Origin of the sequence: Rickettsiales endosymbiont of Peranema trichophorum (assembly GCF_004210275.1) — a bacterium.
Classification (GTDB): domain Bacteria; phylum Pseudomonadota; class Alphaproteobacteria; order Rickettsiales; family Midichloriaceae; genus RICK02.
Map to the genome: position 1 here is coordinate 1 of NZ_SCFA01000108.1, position 15,276 is coordinate 15,276.

The following is a 15,276-nucleotide window of genomic DNA, read 5'->3' on the forward strand; positions in this document are numbered from 1 at the left end:
AGCCTTGGCGTCCAGCGTTGTTGGAAGGGGAGGTTGATTGATGAAATGTTCCCTGTACAAGGGGCAAACTTGATAGACGTGGCTTGCGGCACTGGTGACATAGGTTACAGATTCATTAGGGCTGGGGGTCGGCACGTGCATTTGTGTGACTCAAACAAGAAAATGCTTGAGGTTGGAAAGAGTAAATTGTTTGACAAGTCCGCAAAACTTTTTCAACAAATGTCTTGGAATATTTGCAACGCGGAAAATTTGCCATTTGAAGACGAAGCTTTTAACTATTACAGTATAGCATTTGGGTTACGTAATGTTACGGATATTGATGCTACATTGAGGGAAGCATACAGGGTCTTGGTAAATGGCGGTAAATTTCTATGTTTAGAGTTATCACCATTGGATAGCGTTGGTTTGTTTAGTCAAATATACGATTTCTACTCATTTCAGGTGGTACCGAAAATAGGTCGATATGTGACCAAAAACGAAAGCGCTTACTTATACTTAGTTGAAAGTATTCGGCAGTTTTTGAAGCCTGAGTGTTTGCAAAAGAGAATTGAGGTAGCTGGCTTTCAAAACGTGAGGTATTTTAGACTCACATTTGGTATCGCCACGATACATGTGGGATACAAAAGATCGTGAGGCAATACTCTCTATTAAATGACCCCACACTTTTGTTTGTTCCCTTGACTTTTAATTAAATATTTATTAGACTAAACTAAGTTAACCTAATTAAAATTGCTTGTGCAAGTTACTAATATACATAATGCAAAAACTAATTTCTCTAAATTTTTAAAATTGGTTGCAGCTGGGGAGGAAGTTATTATTTGTTCTTCCAATAAACCTATAGCAAAATTGATTTCTTATAAAACAGATAATATACCTAGAATTCCCGGGATACTAAAAACTAAAATCAGTATTAAAAAAGATTTTAATGTACTGCCTGAAGATTTTCTAAAATTTTTTAAGTAAAAAAGTGAAATTTATATTGGATACACATATTTTGCTATGGTGGCTTGCGGATGATAAAAGGCTTTCATTACAAACAAGAGAAATAATAGCTAATCCCAAAAATATAGTTTATGTTAGTTCTGTAAATATATGGGAAATTGAGATCAAAAAATCTTTAGGGAAACTTGAAGCTCCAGAAATAGACTCAAAAATTGTTGCTGAATGTCAATTTGAAGAACTGCCTGTTTACATTAAACATGTTGTAGCCTTAAAATCACTACCTAATTATCATAACGATCCATTTGATCGATTATTGATCTGTCAAAGCGTAGTAGAAAAAGCAAAGTTGCTTACTGACGACAATTTAATAGCAAAGTATCAATTTAATGAGTTTTAAATGGGGGTTTGACGATTATTGGAACGAAGGGGGTAAGGATGGCACAAAGATTTTACCATCAAAATTGGTATCGCCACGATACATGTGGGGTACAAAAGATCGTGAGGCAATACTCTCAAAACGAGGACGTCAGTGTGTGATACCATCTAAATCATACCCAGAGAGAACCCATAGGTCTATGGTACCTTGCTCGTGTTCTGGCTCCTCAACTCCATGGATTGTTATTATGTATTATCAGGTCGTCTATAAACCAGAACCTACCTGGCTTTAGTATAGTGCGTTTACCATAATATATATTATCGCGCTATAGCACTTGATCGTCCTCTCAATAGACCTCAACTCTCTTTTGCGTATCCAACTCCTTTAATACTGTCTTGGGGCTTCGTATATCTAAGCTTAAAATGTGCAAAATTGCTCAAACATCATATGTCAGCATGTCACTATGCTCAATATTACTATGCTCATTATATAGCACATTGTTTTCGTACAGCATCTTTACACCTTCTAATATAATCTCAGTTGCTCCTAGATTAATAAGAAGATCGCTTCTAAAGATGCTATGATAAGTGCTATTCATCTTGTTCTCTAGCTCATCAAAGTTCTTAATGTCTTGAAATTCACTAAGGTCAAGCTTATCTTGCTGTCCGAAGTCCTTTATTCTTACTATGCCATTTGCATTTGTGACTTTAAACACATCTGCACCTTCGCCTCCGATCAGTGTGTCATCGCCACCTCCGCTCTCTATGAGGTTGTCTCGATCGTCTCCTGTTAATACGTCGTTGTAGCTGGAGCCTATTATATTTTCAAAGTTAAGTATTATATCGCCCCTAGCATCACCCCCTGTGCACATCACTCCACGCACTAGACTGACAGTCACACCAGCAGTGGAATAACGATATGTCACTGTGTCATTACCATCACCACCATCAAGATCATCTGCCCCAGCTCTGCCATCAATAATGTCGTCTCCTGCTTGTCCGTGAATTACATTTGGCTTTTTGTTTCCGGTGAGTTGATCAGAGTGCGTTGAGCCTATCAGGTTCTCTATGCTTGTAAGGGTATCTCCATCTGCATCTCCACCTTTTACCGTTGCTGCTGTGAGGTCTATCTGAACTCCTGCAGGTGAACTAACATACGAAGCGGTATCGTCGCCTTCTCCTCCATCTATTTTGTCTGCACCACCCCTGCCCTCTATTGAGTCATCTCCTGCTAAACCTAGGATTTCATCATCTGCAAAAGTTGCTAATAAATGATCGTCACTATCGGTTCCAGGTGGGTTATGTACTGTAGCGTATACAGCGTCCCCATTAGTATATGTCGCAATGAATCCCCAGCTTCCTGGTAGTTTTGTTACCGTAGGTACAGTATCAGATGGAGTACTAAGCGGGCTTACTTTAAACTCTTCACCAACCTTATTGCCATTATTGTGATACACTTGAGCGTAAACTCCCGGACCACTACCTTCTTCTCCGTCACTTTTCCAAACTACTACAAAGTCGCCGTTATTTAAAACAGTAATAGATGGAGCACGTTGATTGCCAGTGGTATAACTGTTAATTCTAAACTCACTGCCTAAGGCACTACCATCAGTTCCATATCTTCGGCCGTATATGCCATAGCCACTACCATCCTGTCTTTCACTCTCCCAAACCACCACAAAGTCCCCATTATTCAAGCTTGCTATGGCTGGAGATCGTTGGTGATCCGTAGTATACGTATTGACTTCAAATTCTTCACCAAGTTTACCACCATCTGCTCCATATCTTTGCCCGTATATACTGTAGCCACTACCGTCTTGTCCATCACTCTCCCACACTACTACAAAACTACCATCTCTGTAAACCGTTGCCTTTGAAGCATACTTATTGTATCCACCAGATTGACTGACTATGAATTCTGCCATGTAATTACCCTTTTTTATTGTATTTGGAAGTACCATATAGCACACATTTGTGATATTGTCATTGAAAAAGCTACTCTTCATAACATATGTTTCATATCAGCAACGCATTCCTCACACCCTGTTGTTGACAAAGGTCAGTGCATGCTTAAATCTATTGGAGTACCTATGCATCATAAGAAACTTCCTGGAAATGTTCCTGCTGCTCCTGTATCAGCTCCACATTGCTTTGTCCTTCCGCAGATGTGTCAAACTTATATACGTACTGCAACGGAGTTTTAGCTAAAAATCTGTAGAAGTCGGCATATGAAGCTGCTGATTTTACCGCATTCTCATGGCTTGTGTATTCTGTGTACAGAGAATGGCTATGGGACGCCAGGTGGTAGCCTGTCATCAATGCTCCAAATGCAATCAACCCTATTTGTGGCACCCCTGCAGCTACCATAGCATAAGGTAATCCCATGTAGACTCCTGTCATTACTACCTGCATCGCCGCTGTACTGTACTCTCCTTTGTATGCTTGATATGCAGCCTCCAAGCCTCCTGTTACTATTCCATATCCGTTCAGTCCTTTATACATTCCGTATACGTGTACTGTATCCAATACCACTTTCTTGGCGTTCTCTGGTGTAGGTTGATTTAGCCACATCAGTACACCGACTACAGTATCCGATGCTTTCATGACGAACGTTGCTTTATACATACCAACTTGCACTTCCAATGCCTTCTTTGCAGCAATTCTATTCACTTCTTCACGGCAATTCATTGCAGCTGTAAAAATTTCTTTATTACCTCCTTTATCTGGATGAAATTGAAATGTTTCACGTCTAAAATCTTGAGCAGTACCAAGAAGATCAGGAGCTTCGTGTACATTGTGGGCCAATAGTACCGACTTCAACTTTTCTTGTACGGCTGCCACTTCTTTTTTGAAGAGATATTTCAATGCAAAGCGCTTCAGTGTCTGGCTATATCCTTTAGTCCACCGACTACTCTCTAGAGTCCAGCTGTGATCCGTGTGATCTAGAGCTATAGGATCCGCTCCAGTCCTGATCAAAGCCATTGACTTCTTTTCTCCTACAGTATCCAAGTCAGATATCATTAGAACTTCAGGCGATACCTCCCTTGGTCCTTCTATGGCATCCAATATCTCACGTATCACTTTCTCGGGTCCTATATTTCGGGCACTGTTGAGCAAACGTATGGCCTCCTTTTCATCGTACATCATATTGACCATCGCATTGCCCACTTCCTCTCCTCCCATCTCGTAAGCTGCAGATATCAGGCTCTGTCCAATAACAGATGACATTAGCTTTTGGGCATCAGTTGTATACTTCTCTATTGCTATTAGTACAGGTACAGTTAGAGGCTCAGGAGCAACGGGCTGAGGACCTGGAGACTCAGGAGCAGGAACCTGAGGAGCATCCTGTATTAACAAGTCGGTTGGAGTAGATTGTCCTGCATCCGATATCTCCTTGATCATCTTTGACAGAAACTCTGGTCCCTTCTCGTAATCGATTGTTAACCCACGCAATATCTCCAAAGCTCTATCATGAATATGATACATCTCAACAAGTTTTAGTATTTTTTGGTACTCGCGATCTCCGAAATATTCACATGGCTTCTCTATCAATCGCGTTGTCAACTCAGTAAACACCCTCAACGCGCCCTGACTGTCCAGAGATTTAGGTATTCTAAATAGCTGGTGTCGTATGCCTCTATGATCGTCAATCTTTAGGAAAAATTCAGATGCGAATGGAGAGCTTGCAAAGTCCATAAACACTTCAATGAAGTTTTGCGAAGTCGCTTTAGCGGCACTCAATCCATCCATATCAACATCGTAGTGCATATTATTGTATTTTTCTAATATCTCTGTCACTATTTCCAAAAACCTCTCCACAGTTGCTGAATCAACTTGAGAATGCTCTTGAATAATACTGATAGCTATTTGCATGCAAATAGCTGCAGCATGTGTGCGGGCCAATATCGCATCCTTGGGTGTTTCAATAAAGTCCAGCTCTTTTCCAGCTAGTTCAAAAGTATCATACAGATAATTTAAATGCTCATTTAGTGATCCATATATTCTATCCAACGTGATGTGGCAGGTATTCTCATCGAGACTTTTGATCACATATCTTGAGATCACTTGAATGTCCTCAAGATCCAGAAGTGGCCTATAACTAGTAGATTTCGGGCCGTGTCGCAATGGATCCTCTAACGGCACAATAGGAATGTTTGCATCATCATCCAGACTACTAAGTTTTGGCATATTTTGGGGTGCAGAGCTCCCAAGACCTTCTAATGAAGCAATAAGACGCTTTCCATACTCCAATTTTCCCATGTCAGCACTATCATGGGTATGAAACATCCTTTGTAAGAACTTGATAATTTGTTGCTCAATAATATTGTCGTGCCGAATCTGCTGGTTACCTCTTACGGCTCTAATCAGCATGTGGGCATACATATTTGCGAAAGTTTGATCTGGCGCAGTGTCGATTAAATCAACTAAATGCATTGCAACATTCTCAAGAACTTCTAGCGGGAGTGAGCCACTTTTCAATACTTCCGTCATGCCATTTAGTATGTCTCGAGCCCCTTGTTCCTGATCAGCTACCCCCACTTTTATCCATGACTGAAGCTTTCTAACAGCATACTTAGGGTCCGGATTCACAACAAGTAACATCTCGTATACTCTCTCGGGATGAGCGGCTTTTATGAACATGTCAAGAATATAATCAGTGGTAGACTCTGGGATTTGTATGCCTAGGGTATTTGCTTCTGAGAAGATCTTCTTCACCGCTAGGTAGACCCGTCCGAACTCTGGAATGCTTTTAGAAGATAGCAGCTGTGCCATGGTGGATACTGTCGCCATATCGCTGATGTCACTTTTTTTCAGCAAGTTTGCTGAGACCATGATAGCTGTGGGTATAAAGCTTTGTACGTTTGAGTTAATAGCACCTGTAACGACCACTTGATAAATTGAGTGTGCTATATCATCACCTATGTGTTTCGCGCGTCTCGTTACGCTTTCAATGCACAGTGATACCTGTACAGAGAACTTCTCATTGTTACTATCTCGCATGAAATACAAAAGGTGCTTCAATATCTTATCGGGCAGATCTTTTAGGATATCTTGATCTTCACCATCACTATAATCTCTATAATCTAAGATCTTCCTGATTGTTTCTAAACCGTGTATGAGTGTTGCGTAGCGGTCAGTTAATGCTTTAGTGGATAAAGCTTTTTGATCAATTTGATCAAATGTAGCCCGCATTCTATCAAGTTCACCAGAGGTAATCAAAATTGACTGCAATGTGTCCATAGTCACTGCTTTCTTATATAGCTTATCTATGATACCTAAAGTATAGGGGCCATCTAGTTTCAATATCTTAGTTACTTGAGGTGACTTTGATAATAGATCAATAACAGTTGTTTTGATTGTGAGAGCACGATTATCAGCAAGAAGAGTATATAGCACACTCTGATCTCGAACATCCCACAATAGACTCACAAAGTGCTCTAATGTTTCAGTGTTACTACCTTTAAGCATCGACAAAAGGCAATGCCCTACCTTTAGCTCAGCTGTTTCAGAATCCTTTATATGTGCTATGAATCCTGATATTATCGTTTTCAGCGCATCTTGTGTATATGTGGAGTGAGCCTCACATACCACCCCTATATCCTCTCCGATATCATTAACAAGCTTCCTGGGATCTGCTATGGACTTGTCCAAATCGCGCTTCGGCTTCGTTACCTCTTCTATCAAAGCTTCCAGAGCATCTAGCAATTTGGGCTTCATTATCTCTGTCAATACTTGATTTACAACCTCAGCAGTGTCAGAATACCTACGAAGGGACTTTACATTGGTAGCTAACTGAGAGCTACCCAGGCACTCATCATGATTTGAACGTACTCCAGTGTATGCATTTCCTAGTTCCTTGATCTTTTCCATGTACTTTTTGATGGCTTCGGGCATTGAGGCATCGTTCATTGCTTGGGTGACTTCCTTCATTGTCTTAAGAGCAGCAGTCACAGCACTAAGCATACTTGGATCCAAACCTCCAGTTATTATGTCGGGATTCATTCTGAAAGACCGCGGTTCTTTGATCAGCAAGTCACGGACAACAGCTATAGTATCATATGGTCTGTGTTCTGTTGAATCCTGGGTATTTTCCTTTGGAAGATATGGAGTTATAGCAGGATTTTGTAGTGGGCTGAGTGGCCCCATGTCTTTGAGGGTATAATCTATTGGAATATACCCATAAATATGATGTGATATTGCCGCCGGAAACTTCCAAAACAGTAGAGGTAATGATAGTGGTTCTGACACTTCGTGTATTTCCACCTGAGGTTCTTGTCCATCTACTTGATGTGCTTGTTCTTTTTGAATTGTCAATGCAGTATTCTTCCAGAAGATAACTGGGATGTGTACCGCAGATTTTAGCACAATGTTTATGACAAATGGATTAGATGGAGAGAGGTCAAAAACCCCCTTGATTATCTGTGGCCTATATACAGCCATGTTTGCTATGCTATACCCAATATACTTCACAGTTCCCAGATCCGTCAACTTCAAGATATTAGATATGAACTCTGCAACTTCTTCATAACCTATCTCTTTGTCTTTTGCGACTTTGAGGCAGCGGTGTGCTATATGTCGAAAGGCATTATATCTCATCTCTGGGTCGCTATTTCTTAACCCATGGATTGCGGAGACCAGTTCAAGGTCCATTGCAGGTTTGATCGTTACTATCTCATCGTTTAGAGCACCAACTACCACAACATCTTGAGTATTGTGTGTAGCTACAGTGATTGCTGAATGTTGTTGTATACGTTGAACAAGCTGTTTGTATGTTGGGTCTTCCTGATCGACTACTCCCACCTGCCCCTCAAGCACAGCTTTTCTGATCAATATAGCCTCTGGTGTATTTAGGCATGCATCTAACAGTAGACCTTGGTGTTCAACACTAACTTCTTTTAAAGCCAAAACATCAGCGTGCTGTTTTCTAATTGCTAATATCGAGTCAGCGTACGCTTTTTGATCAGCGCTTAGCAAATTACTTAAACTGACTGGCAATATACTTGTAATATCACTTGAAATAAAACTAAGGCCTCCTTGTTCAACCACTTCTACATTTGTTGATATACTCTTGCTGAGCTCGTCCGACGACAAAGTTGAAAAATGTTTAAGGAGTTCAACACAGATAGGGCCACATGATGACAGGTCACCTTCCCTTTGTATTTGAACATTTGATATATAGATTTTATTGAATCTAATTAATTTGTGTAAATTTTGGATACTTGTACAAAAATCATCGTGATTAGTGTTGCCAACAGGATTGACAAGTAATAAATTGATACCATGCTCATTAGGATTGGTAAATACAGAGCCATAGACGTAATGTACACCATGTCCCCCCGGCTCCTTGGCGACAAAATGAGCTACGGGTCCAGATCCCAGCTGATTCCTGAGGATTGTAAGCTGTCGGAACTGGTTTTCAAAGACATTAAGAGCACCATTTAGATCTGTGGGCTCCAGTCCCCCATCGTAGAACACGTAATATACATTACGGCTGTTTGGATTAGGAAGGTGGACAAGGTATCTGATACTGTCTGGGTCGTACCATTGTTCAAATTTCTGCAGCTGGTTGTCCTGAAAGTTTTGTATGGCTATATTTGGCATGTTGGGGGTATATTGAGCTTGATATGGCAAATTTTGCACAAATAATATCATGATTTGATGCCATATGCAAGTAAAGAACCCGAAAACTCCTAGAGAGACACTAAAGATTGTACGATATATCTAAGAGAACTTGCACTTGTTAAGATGATGTGAAATTTTTCATTATACTTTTGTAAAAATCATTTTATAGTGCTGCTGTGTTCTTTACATTTTTATAAACTAAAACGGTAATAGTTATATGCAAATTACAGTATCCGGTAAACACATCAACGTTGGAGAAGCACTGCGCCAGCATATTGAAGATAGCCTTCAAAAGTACATTAAAAAATACTTTGAAAACGCTATATATGCCCATGTGACGATATCAAAAGAGGCTCATCTCTTCGAAACCAAGATCATAGTAAATGATGGTACTGGTCACAAGACGATCATTAAAGGTAGCGCTCAAGAGTTTGATGCATACAAAAGTGTTGATACTGCAATTATCAAAATTGAAAAACAATTGAGGCGATATAAAAGAAAAATTAGTAACCATCACCATAAACAGAAAGTACAGCAATTTGACGATTTATCAGCCACTAGGTACATAATATCTCCCGTACCTTCTGATTTCATAGATGAGGAAGAAGAACAGATGGATACAACCTCAGGACCTTTGATTGTAGCTGAGAAACCTGCAGCTGTTGAGGTGCTAAGTGTGGGGGACGCGGTGATGAAGATGGATCTGCTGGATATGCCTGCTTTGTTGTTTATTAATGCTGGCTCTAACAAATTGAACCTGGTCTATCACAGGAAAGATGGCAATATAGCTTGGCTTGATACTAACATAGCAGCTTCCTAACATTGGTGGTACCGTGGTCTTACAAACAGAAAATCTTCAAGAAGTGGTTTCGAGGAGTTCTTTAACTCCGATGATGCAGCAATACTTAGGTATCAAAGCCTCTTGTAGGGATTGCCTGCTGTTTTATCAAATGGGTGAATTTTATGAGCTCTTTTTTGAGGATGCAAAGGTGGCATCTTCAGTATTGGATGTTGCCCTCACAAAGCGTGGTAAGTGCGATGAACAGGATATACCGATGTGCGGAGTCCCAATTCACTCTTATGAGTACTATCTTGAGAAGCTGATCAAGGCGGGGTTTAAAGTCGCTATATGTGAACAGCTAGAATCGCCAGAGGCAGCACGAAAAAGAGGCTATAAGGCTGTAGTCAATAGAGAGGTGGTCAGAATAGTTACGCCTGGTACGATCTTTGAAGAATCTCTATTAGAGTCAAAGCAGACAAATTATCTTTGTTCGATTGCTCATATTCCTGAAGGTGACTTTCAAGCTCTCTCGATTGCTTGGGTAGATGTGTCAACAGGAGAATTGCAAGTGTCTCAGACAGATCACCTAAGTATTCAAGGAGATCTTGCAAGATTGAGACCTGTAGAGATTATAATAGCTGAAAAATCATACAGAGACATGGAGATACAAAGAGTACTATCTGATCACAATAGGAGCATATCAACACGAGCGGATAATGTTTTTGAATTGGAGAGATGTGGTGACCAAATCAAAAAATTCTTCAAAGTGGCCAGCTTAGAGGGCTTGTGCGCAAGATTTACAAACACGGATATAGTTGCAGTAGGCTCACTGATTGAATATCTCCAATATACTCAAAAAGCCATTTTACCAAAACTTAACAGGCCCAATAAATTACAAAAAAAACATTATATGCATATAGATTCTTACACCAGAAAGAATCTAGAATTAGATAAAGATATCTCTGGTGGTAAGACTCACTCACTCTTCAATGCTATTGACAAAACATTAACATCTGTTGGTGGTAGGTTACTACGGATCTATTTGTGTGCACCGTTATGTGATAGCGCAGCAATTAATCAGAGATTGGACAATGTGTCGTGCTTTTACTCACAAGACTTGTTGCGGAGCAAGATCAGGTCTGCACTTAACTTTTTTCCCGACATTGAAAGGGCTTTAAGTAGGTTGTATGCACAAAAAGGGACGCCAAAGGATTTGGGTATCATAAGAGACGGTCTAAGTAGTGCGATGGCCGTAGCCGAAATACTAGCCTTCTCCAATGCTACTCTTACAGTTGAAATGCAGAAAAATATAGAGGTGCTTGGTAATTTTCAAAACCTTTTTTCGGAATTGCGGATAGCCTTAAAAGACGAATTGCCCATGCATCTTAAGGATGGGGGTTTTATAAGAGAAGGCTTCAATCCACAATTAGATCAACTGCGAGACGTCAAAAACAATGCAAATAATAAGATTATTGAGCTAAGAGACAAGTACAGGCTCTCTACAGGTATACCCAACTTGAAAATTGCATACAATAATGTGATAGGGTACTATGTAGAGGCCACACCTTCTAATGCTAGGAAGATTCAAGAATCAAATTTTATTCACAAGCAGACTCTTGGGAATTCTGTCAGATTTACTACAGATGAACTTAAGATTCTCGAGGATGCAATCATTTCTTGTGATGAAAAGTTGCGTAATCTGGAGTTGGAACTGTTCAAAGAGTTGGTGGAGCTTGTGATAGATCATTCAGAGCACGTGACCTTGATCTCTCAGGCAATGGCAAAGATTGATGTATTCTCTGCTCTTGCAGAGCTTGCCGTAGAGATGCAATATGTGCGTCCTATCGTTGATGATTCTAACGCCTTTGAAATAATTGCGGGACGGCATCCGGTCATTGAGCAGATTATACGAGATAAATTTATTCCAAATAGTTGCGACATTAGAGAAGAGAATAAAATTTGGTTAATTACTGGACCTAACATGGCTGGTAAAAGTACGTTTTTGAGACAAAACGCTTTGATATGTCTGTTGTCACAGATCGGAAGTTTTGTTCCAGCAACAAAAGCGCATATTGGAATAGTCGATAAGCTGTTTACAAGGGTAGGAGCCGGCGATGATATTGCTAGAGGTCATTCTACATTTTTTACTGAGATGATAGAAACATCATCGATTCTAAATAGTGCGACAAGTCGATCATTGATTATTTTAGATGAGCTTGGCAGGGGCACTTCTACTCATGATGGGCTTGCAATAGCGTGGGCAGTGATAGAGTATATACACGATATAATTCAATCAAAAACGCTATTTTCAACACATTATCATGAGTTAACAGATCTAGACGTGACTCTTAAGAATCTCAAATGCTACACTATTAAAGTCGCAGAGTGGGACAACAAGATCGTTTTTATGCACGAAGTGATATCTGGAAAAGCAGACAGCTCATACGGTATACACGTTGCAGAACTGGCAGGAATACCAGCGCCAATATTAGATAGAGCAAGTGCGATATCGGCACAACTTAAAGAGAAAGAACGACGGGATATATAACATTGCTTGGAAGAGTCATAAAAAGACACAGCGTGATCTCAATCAATTCCCGGTATACTTGTATGGTGCACACCAACGCATTTGATACTTGACCAACTTTTGTCCGGCAAAAACAGTGGCAAAAGATCGCTAAAGCGTTGCAATTCACCAGTACTATAAAATGTTGCGGTACCACACATAAGTCTTGAATTTAACAAACCAGATGCATCTAGAACGTTTCGAACACTATACGCTACGTCTAACGCTGGATCGATCATTTCAATTGATGCTGGTAGCAAAGATTCTACGATACTAGACAATATCGGATAATGGGTACAACCGTATATGATCTTGCTAACATCATACTTAATAAGCTCATCGACATATTCATGAACAGCGTTTCTAACTGTTAAGCTGCTGATGTCACCAGATTCTATCAGAGGTACTAACTTTGGGCATGCTACGGAGTATACCTTCAAAGCATTGTTCTTAGCCATAAAAGCATCCTCAAATGCTTTACTTTTAGCAGTGTTTGAAGTGGCTAAGACCCCAATGCTTTTGGAATATCTATACAATCTAGCAACTACGGGTTCTACAGTACCTATAACCTGGACACATGCAGCTTCTCTTAAGCATTTCAAAGCTATCGCAGATGTTGTGTTACAGGCGACCACCAAAATCTTGATACCGTATCGAGACATCCAAGACAAATTGCCCATGCTATATGCCTTGATTTCATCGAACGACTTGTCACCGTATGGTATGCGCTTTGTATCGGCTAGGTATACGAAGTCCTCATGTGGCAACAACTTCATCAATGCCTTTAGTACCGTCAGGCCACCTACTCCGCTATCTATAACTCCAATAGGTAGAGAGGAAGTCATCAGCTCTACCTTTACTCTACGGTGAAAGAATTACCGCAGCCACACCTGCTGCTACTATTTGGATTTTTTATTTGAAAGCCTGCGCCACTCAAGTCCTCATAGTAGTCCAGCGTTCCATTACTTAAGAATTGTGCGGAAATGCTGTCAATAACCACCAAAGATTCATCACGATTTGGAAAGTGCTGGTCTATACTATCATCTGCCTCCGTTACAAAGGACATATCATATTGAAAGCCCTTACATCCACCACTAAAAATCTGAATTCTAAGCTTTAAATGTGGAGAGGATTCAGCATTTCGGAGTGCTAGTATTTTGTTTGCTGCTGATTGAGTGATAAAAAAGTTACAGTCCATATTGTCAACAAAAAATGGTGCGGCTGAAAAGACTTGAACTTTCAATCCATTTCAGGAACAACGACCTCAACGTTGCGTGTCTACCAAATTCCACCACAGCCGCTTATTAATAATACTCAACTCTGTCAGTGTACGATCTTTTTCAAAGATTTAATACCATCATCGATCAGTTCTAACTTCGTTGCGTACTCTAACTCCTCTGCAAACATCTTGCTTACTTTCACCAACGTACTATTGATGGCTTCAGTCTTGATGTCATTAATGATTTGACACTCTTGATGCATAATGTTATTCATCGCCAACTCAGTGCGTCTAGCAAGTAGCTTAGCAGCTCTATCCTCGGCTTCCTGTATAATATCGTTTGCCTCCTGCTGAGCTTGATGTACTATATCTTTGACATCTTTTTGCACCTGATGGTACTGAATTTCAATCTGCTCAAGAAGCCGCAAGGCGTCCATTTTTACTTTTGCTGCTTCCTCAAAGGCTTGGGCTACGTCCTGATGCTTCCTGCCTAAAAATTGGAACAATATGTACTTCAGTCTACCAAAGACTATCACTCCAAGCAGTACAAATGATAACAATAGCAACATCCCTTCATTTAGCATATCAGTGTACCTTATTCATTCCGTCATATGTAGTTAAAACAACGTTAAACACTACTTTGCTTAGCTCCTGAGTTAAAGACGGTAGGTTCGCTTTTAGCTCTCCCCTCAAAGTATTCAGCCTTGCAATTTCAGCCGCAATCCTTCTATCTATTTCGCTTTCAGACTCAGCAAACCTGCTTTCCACAATCTCGTGGCTACGGATCGTACTTTCTACTCTAATCTGATGCGAGACCGCTTTAGCTTCGTTCAAGATCGCTTCTATCTCAGATTGTAAAGCCTTGTACTTTTCTATTGATACTTCAGCGGTCACTAGATCTTTTGTGACTTTTGAGGCCCTCAACTTGGTAATCGATGATATAACTGGCATAAAATAGAAAGAGGTAAACAGGTAAAGAACACTGAAGGTGACGAGCAACCAAAAGATCTGCGAAGGATATGTCAAAACATCAAGCTGGGGCATGTAACTTGTTTTGTACTCATATAAAACCTATAGGGTAACATGATATAACAATTCCCACACAGATGCAATGGTTTAATAGTAATAATGTTCAGCCACTTTCACCCAAAGCGGGTCAAGACGGACATCACGAATCGTAATGTAACTCTCCAGCAGAGTTGTCGGTTGCTATGTCTTGCAATGCTATACCATTTTGCTCTGTTACATAGTCAACACAATCTTGACTCGTTCTTATCATATCGAGGATGCCGGACTGATAGACGTCAGCAGAGTCTTGTGCATGTTGAACGTGCCACTGCACCAATGCAACAGCACATTTCACAGCATTCTGCTCAATAGCGGGTTTTTCAGTAATGGCTACGTTCCCTTCTATATAAGCCTTGAAACCTGTCTGAGCATATAAAGAAGCCACATAAGCTCCACCTCCAACTGGCCCCAATGCTCTTACAAGCAATGGATTGATGTTGTCTAGATAGTGAATAGCGTTACCGACTGCTCTAGCTGGTGTGGCTAGGACCGACATCGTAAAGGTGTTGTAGGCAGTGCGCTCAAGCATTTCCAATCCATAACTGGACAATGCATATTCTACAACTGCTGCTTTTGCTAGAAAGTACCAAGCTCCACTCGTTAGCGAATATGAAGGATCCAGATCCTGAAATGCAGAATCCACAGCCTTGTTTACCATATCTATTCTATGAGACAATGGCATCTTATGTTTTATTTGAAATT

12 protein-coding genes and 1 tRNA gene are annotated in these 15,276 nt (G+C 40.4%); 5 read left to right on the top strand and 8 right to left on the bottom strand.

Translation table 11 applies throughout. The features are described from left to right. From EDM53_RS05370 to EDM53_RS05380, 3 genes are all read left to right on the top strand, one after another. Positions 1-633, top strand: a 633-nt coding sequence (locus EDM53_RS05370; RefSeq protein WP_130122633.1) for a ubiquinone/menaquinone biosynthesis methyltransferase, incomplete at its 5' end; no start/stop codon positions are given. 102 nt (positions 634-735) lie between these two features. Further along, positions 736-963 carry a type II toxin-antitoxin system Phd/YefM family antitoxin gene (locus EDM53_RS06590; protein ID WP_207215493.1) on the top strand — a complete coding sequence of 76 codons (228 nt, stop codon included), beginning with the start codon at positions 736-738 and terminating at the stop codon, positions 961-963. Positions 964-967: 4 nt separating this feature from the next. Beyond that, complete coding sequence (locus EDM53_RS05380) at positions 968-1,339, top strand: type II toxin-antitoxin system VapC family toxin (RefSeq protein WP_130122635.1); 372 nt, start codon at positions 968-970, stop codon at positions 1,337-1,339. 415 nt (positions 1,340-1,754) lie between these two features. On the opposite strand, the gene EDM53_RS05385 is transcribed toward EDM53_RS05380, so the two are convergent. Beyond that, positions 1,755-3,242, bottom strand: a complete 1,488-nt coding sequence (locus tag EDM53_RS05385; protein WP_165379673.1) for a calcium-binding protein — start codon at positions 3,240-3,242, stop codon at positions 1,755-1,757. A 163-nt stretch (positions 3,243-3,405) separates the two neighbouring features. Beyond that, positions 3,406-8,919: a hypothetical protein gene (locus tag EDM53_RS05390; protein ID WP_165379674.1), complete on the bottom strand. Its 5,514-nt coding sequence runs from the start codon at positions 8,917-8,919 to the stop codon at positions 3,406-3,408. Between the two features lie 238 nt (positions 8,920-9,157). Here EDM53_RS05390 and hpf point away from each other — a divergent pair, with 238 nt between their 5' ends. Beyond that, positions 9,158-9,760: a ribosome hibernation-promoting factor, HPF/YfiA family gene (hpf, locus tag EDM53_RS05395; protein ID WP_130122638.1), complete on the top strand. Its 603-nt coding sequence runs from the start codon at positions 9,158-9,160 to the stop codon at positions 9,758-9,760. Between the two features lie 73 nt (positions 9,761-9,833). Then, complete coding sequence (gene mutS / locus EDM53_RS05400) at positions 9,834-12,269, top strand: DNA mismatch repair protein MutS (protein WP_207215494.1); 2,436 nt, start codon at positions 9,834-9,836, stop codon at positions 12,267-12,269. A 38-nt stretch (positions 12,270-12,307) separates the two neighbouring features. Here the strand turns inward: mutS and murI are convergent, their stop codons facing one another. The 6 genes from murI to EDM53_RS05430 all read right to left on the bottom strand — a co-directional run. Further along, a complete protein-coding gene (gene murI / locus EDM53_RS05405; protein ID WP_130122640.1) occupies positions 12,308-13,132 on the bottom strand; it encodes a glutamate racemase in 825 nt (274 codons plus the stop codon). Between the two features lie 11 nt (positions 13,133-13,143). Next, entirely contained in the window at positions 13,144-13,485 is a 342-nt protein-coding gene (locus EDM53_RS05410; RefSeq protein ID WP_130122641.1) for a HesB/IscA family protein, read from the bottom strand. A 15-nt stretch (positions 13,486-13,500) separates the two neighbouring features. Further along, a tRNA-Leu gene (locus EDM53_RS05415) sits at positions 13,501-13,588 on the bottom strand. Between the two features lie 22 nt (positions 13,589-13,610). Next, positions 13,611-14,090 (bottom strand): F0F1 ATP synthase subunit B family protein, encoded by a 480-nt coding sequence (locus tag EDM53_RS05420; RefSeq protein ID WP_130122642.1) that lies wholly within the window; start codon positions 14,088-14,090, stop codon positions 13,611-13,613. 1 nt (position 14,091) lies between these two features. Then, the gene (locus EDM53_RS05425) at positions 14,092-14,550 is read right to left on the bottom strand and encodes a F0F1 ATP synthase subunit B family protein (RefSeq protein ID WP_130122643.1); all 459 of its coding nucleotides are present in this window, start codon (positions 14,548-14,550) and stop codon (positions 14,092-14,094) included. Positions 14,551-14,674: 124 nt separating this feature from the next. After that, a partial coding sequence (locus EDM53_RS05430; protein ID WP_207215495.1) for a hypothetical protein occupies positions 14,675-15,276 on the bottom strand: 602 nt, incomplete at its 5' end.

What these genes read in the sequence shown, in the direction of transcription:
- EDM53_RS05385 (WP_165379673.1), bottom strand. Translation starts at nt 3,242, where the DNA reads ATGGCAGAATTCATAGTCAGTCAATCTGGTGGATACAATAAGTATGCT.
- EDM53_RS05390 (WP_165379674.1), bottom strand. Translation starts at nt 8,919, where the DNA reads ATGCCAAATATAGCCATACAAAACTTTCAGGACAACCAGCTGCAGAAA.
- hpf (WP_130122638.1), top strand. Translation starts at nt 9,158, where the DNA reads ATGCAAATTACAGTATCCGGTAAACACATCAACGTTGGAGAAGCACTG.
- mutS (WP_207215494.1), top strand. Translation starts at nt 9,834, where the DNA reads ATGCAGCAATACTTAGGTATCAAAGCCTCTTGTAGGGATTGCCTGCTG.
- murI (WP_130122640.1), bottom strand. Translation starts at nt 13,132, where the DNA reads ATGACTTCCTCTCTACCTATTGGAGTTATAGATAGCGGAGTAGGTGGC.
- EDM53_RS05410 (WP_130122641.1), bottom strand. Translation starts at nt 13,485, where the DNA reads ATGGACTGTAACTTTTTTATCACTCAATCAGCAGCAAACAAAATACTA.
- EDM53_RS05420 (WP_130122642.1), bottom strand. Translation starts at nt 14,090, where the DNA reads ATGCTAAATGAAGGGATGTTGCTATTGTTATCATTTGTACTGCTTGGA.
- EDM53_RS05425 (WP_130122643.1), bottom strand. Translation starts at nt 14,550, where the DNA reads ATGCCCCAGCTTGATGTTTTGACATATCCTTCGCAGATCTTTTGGTTG.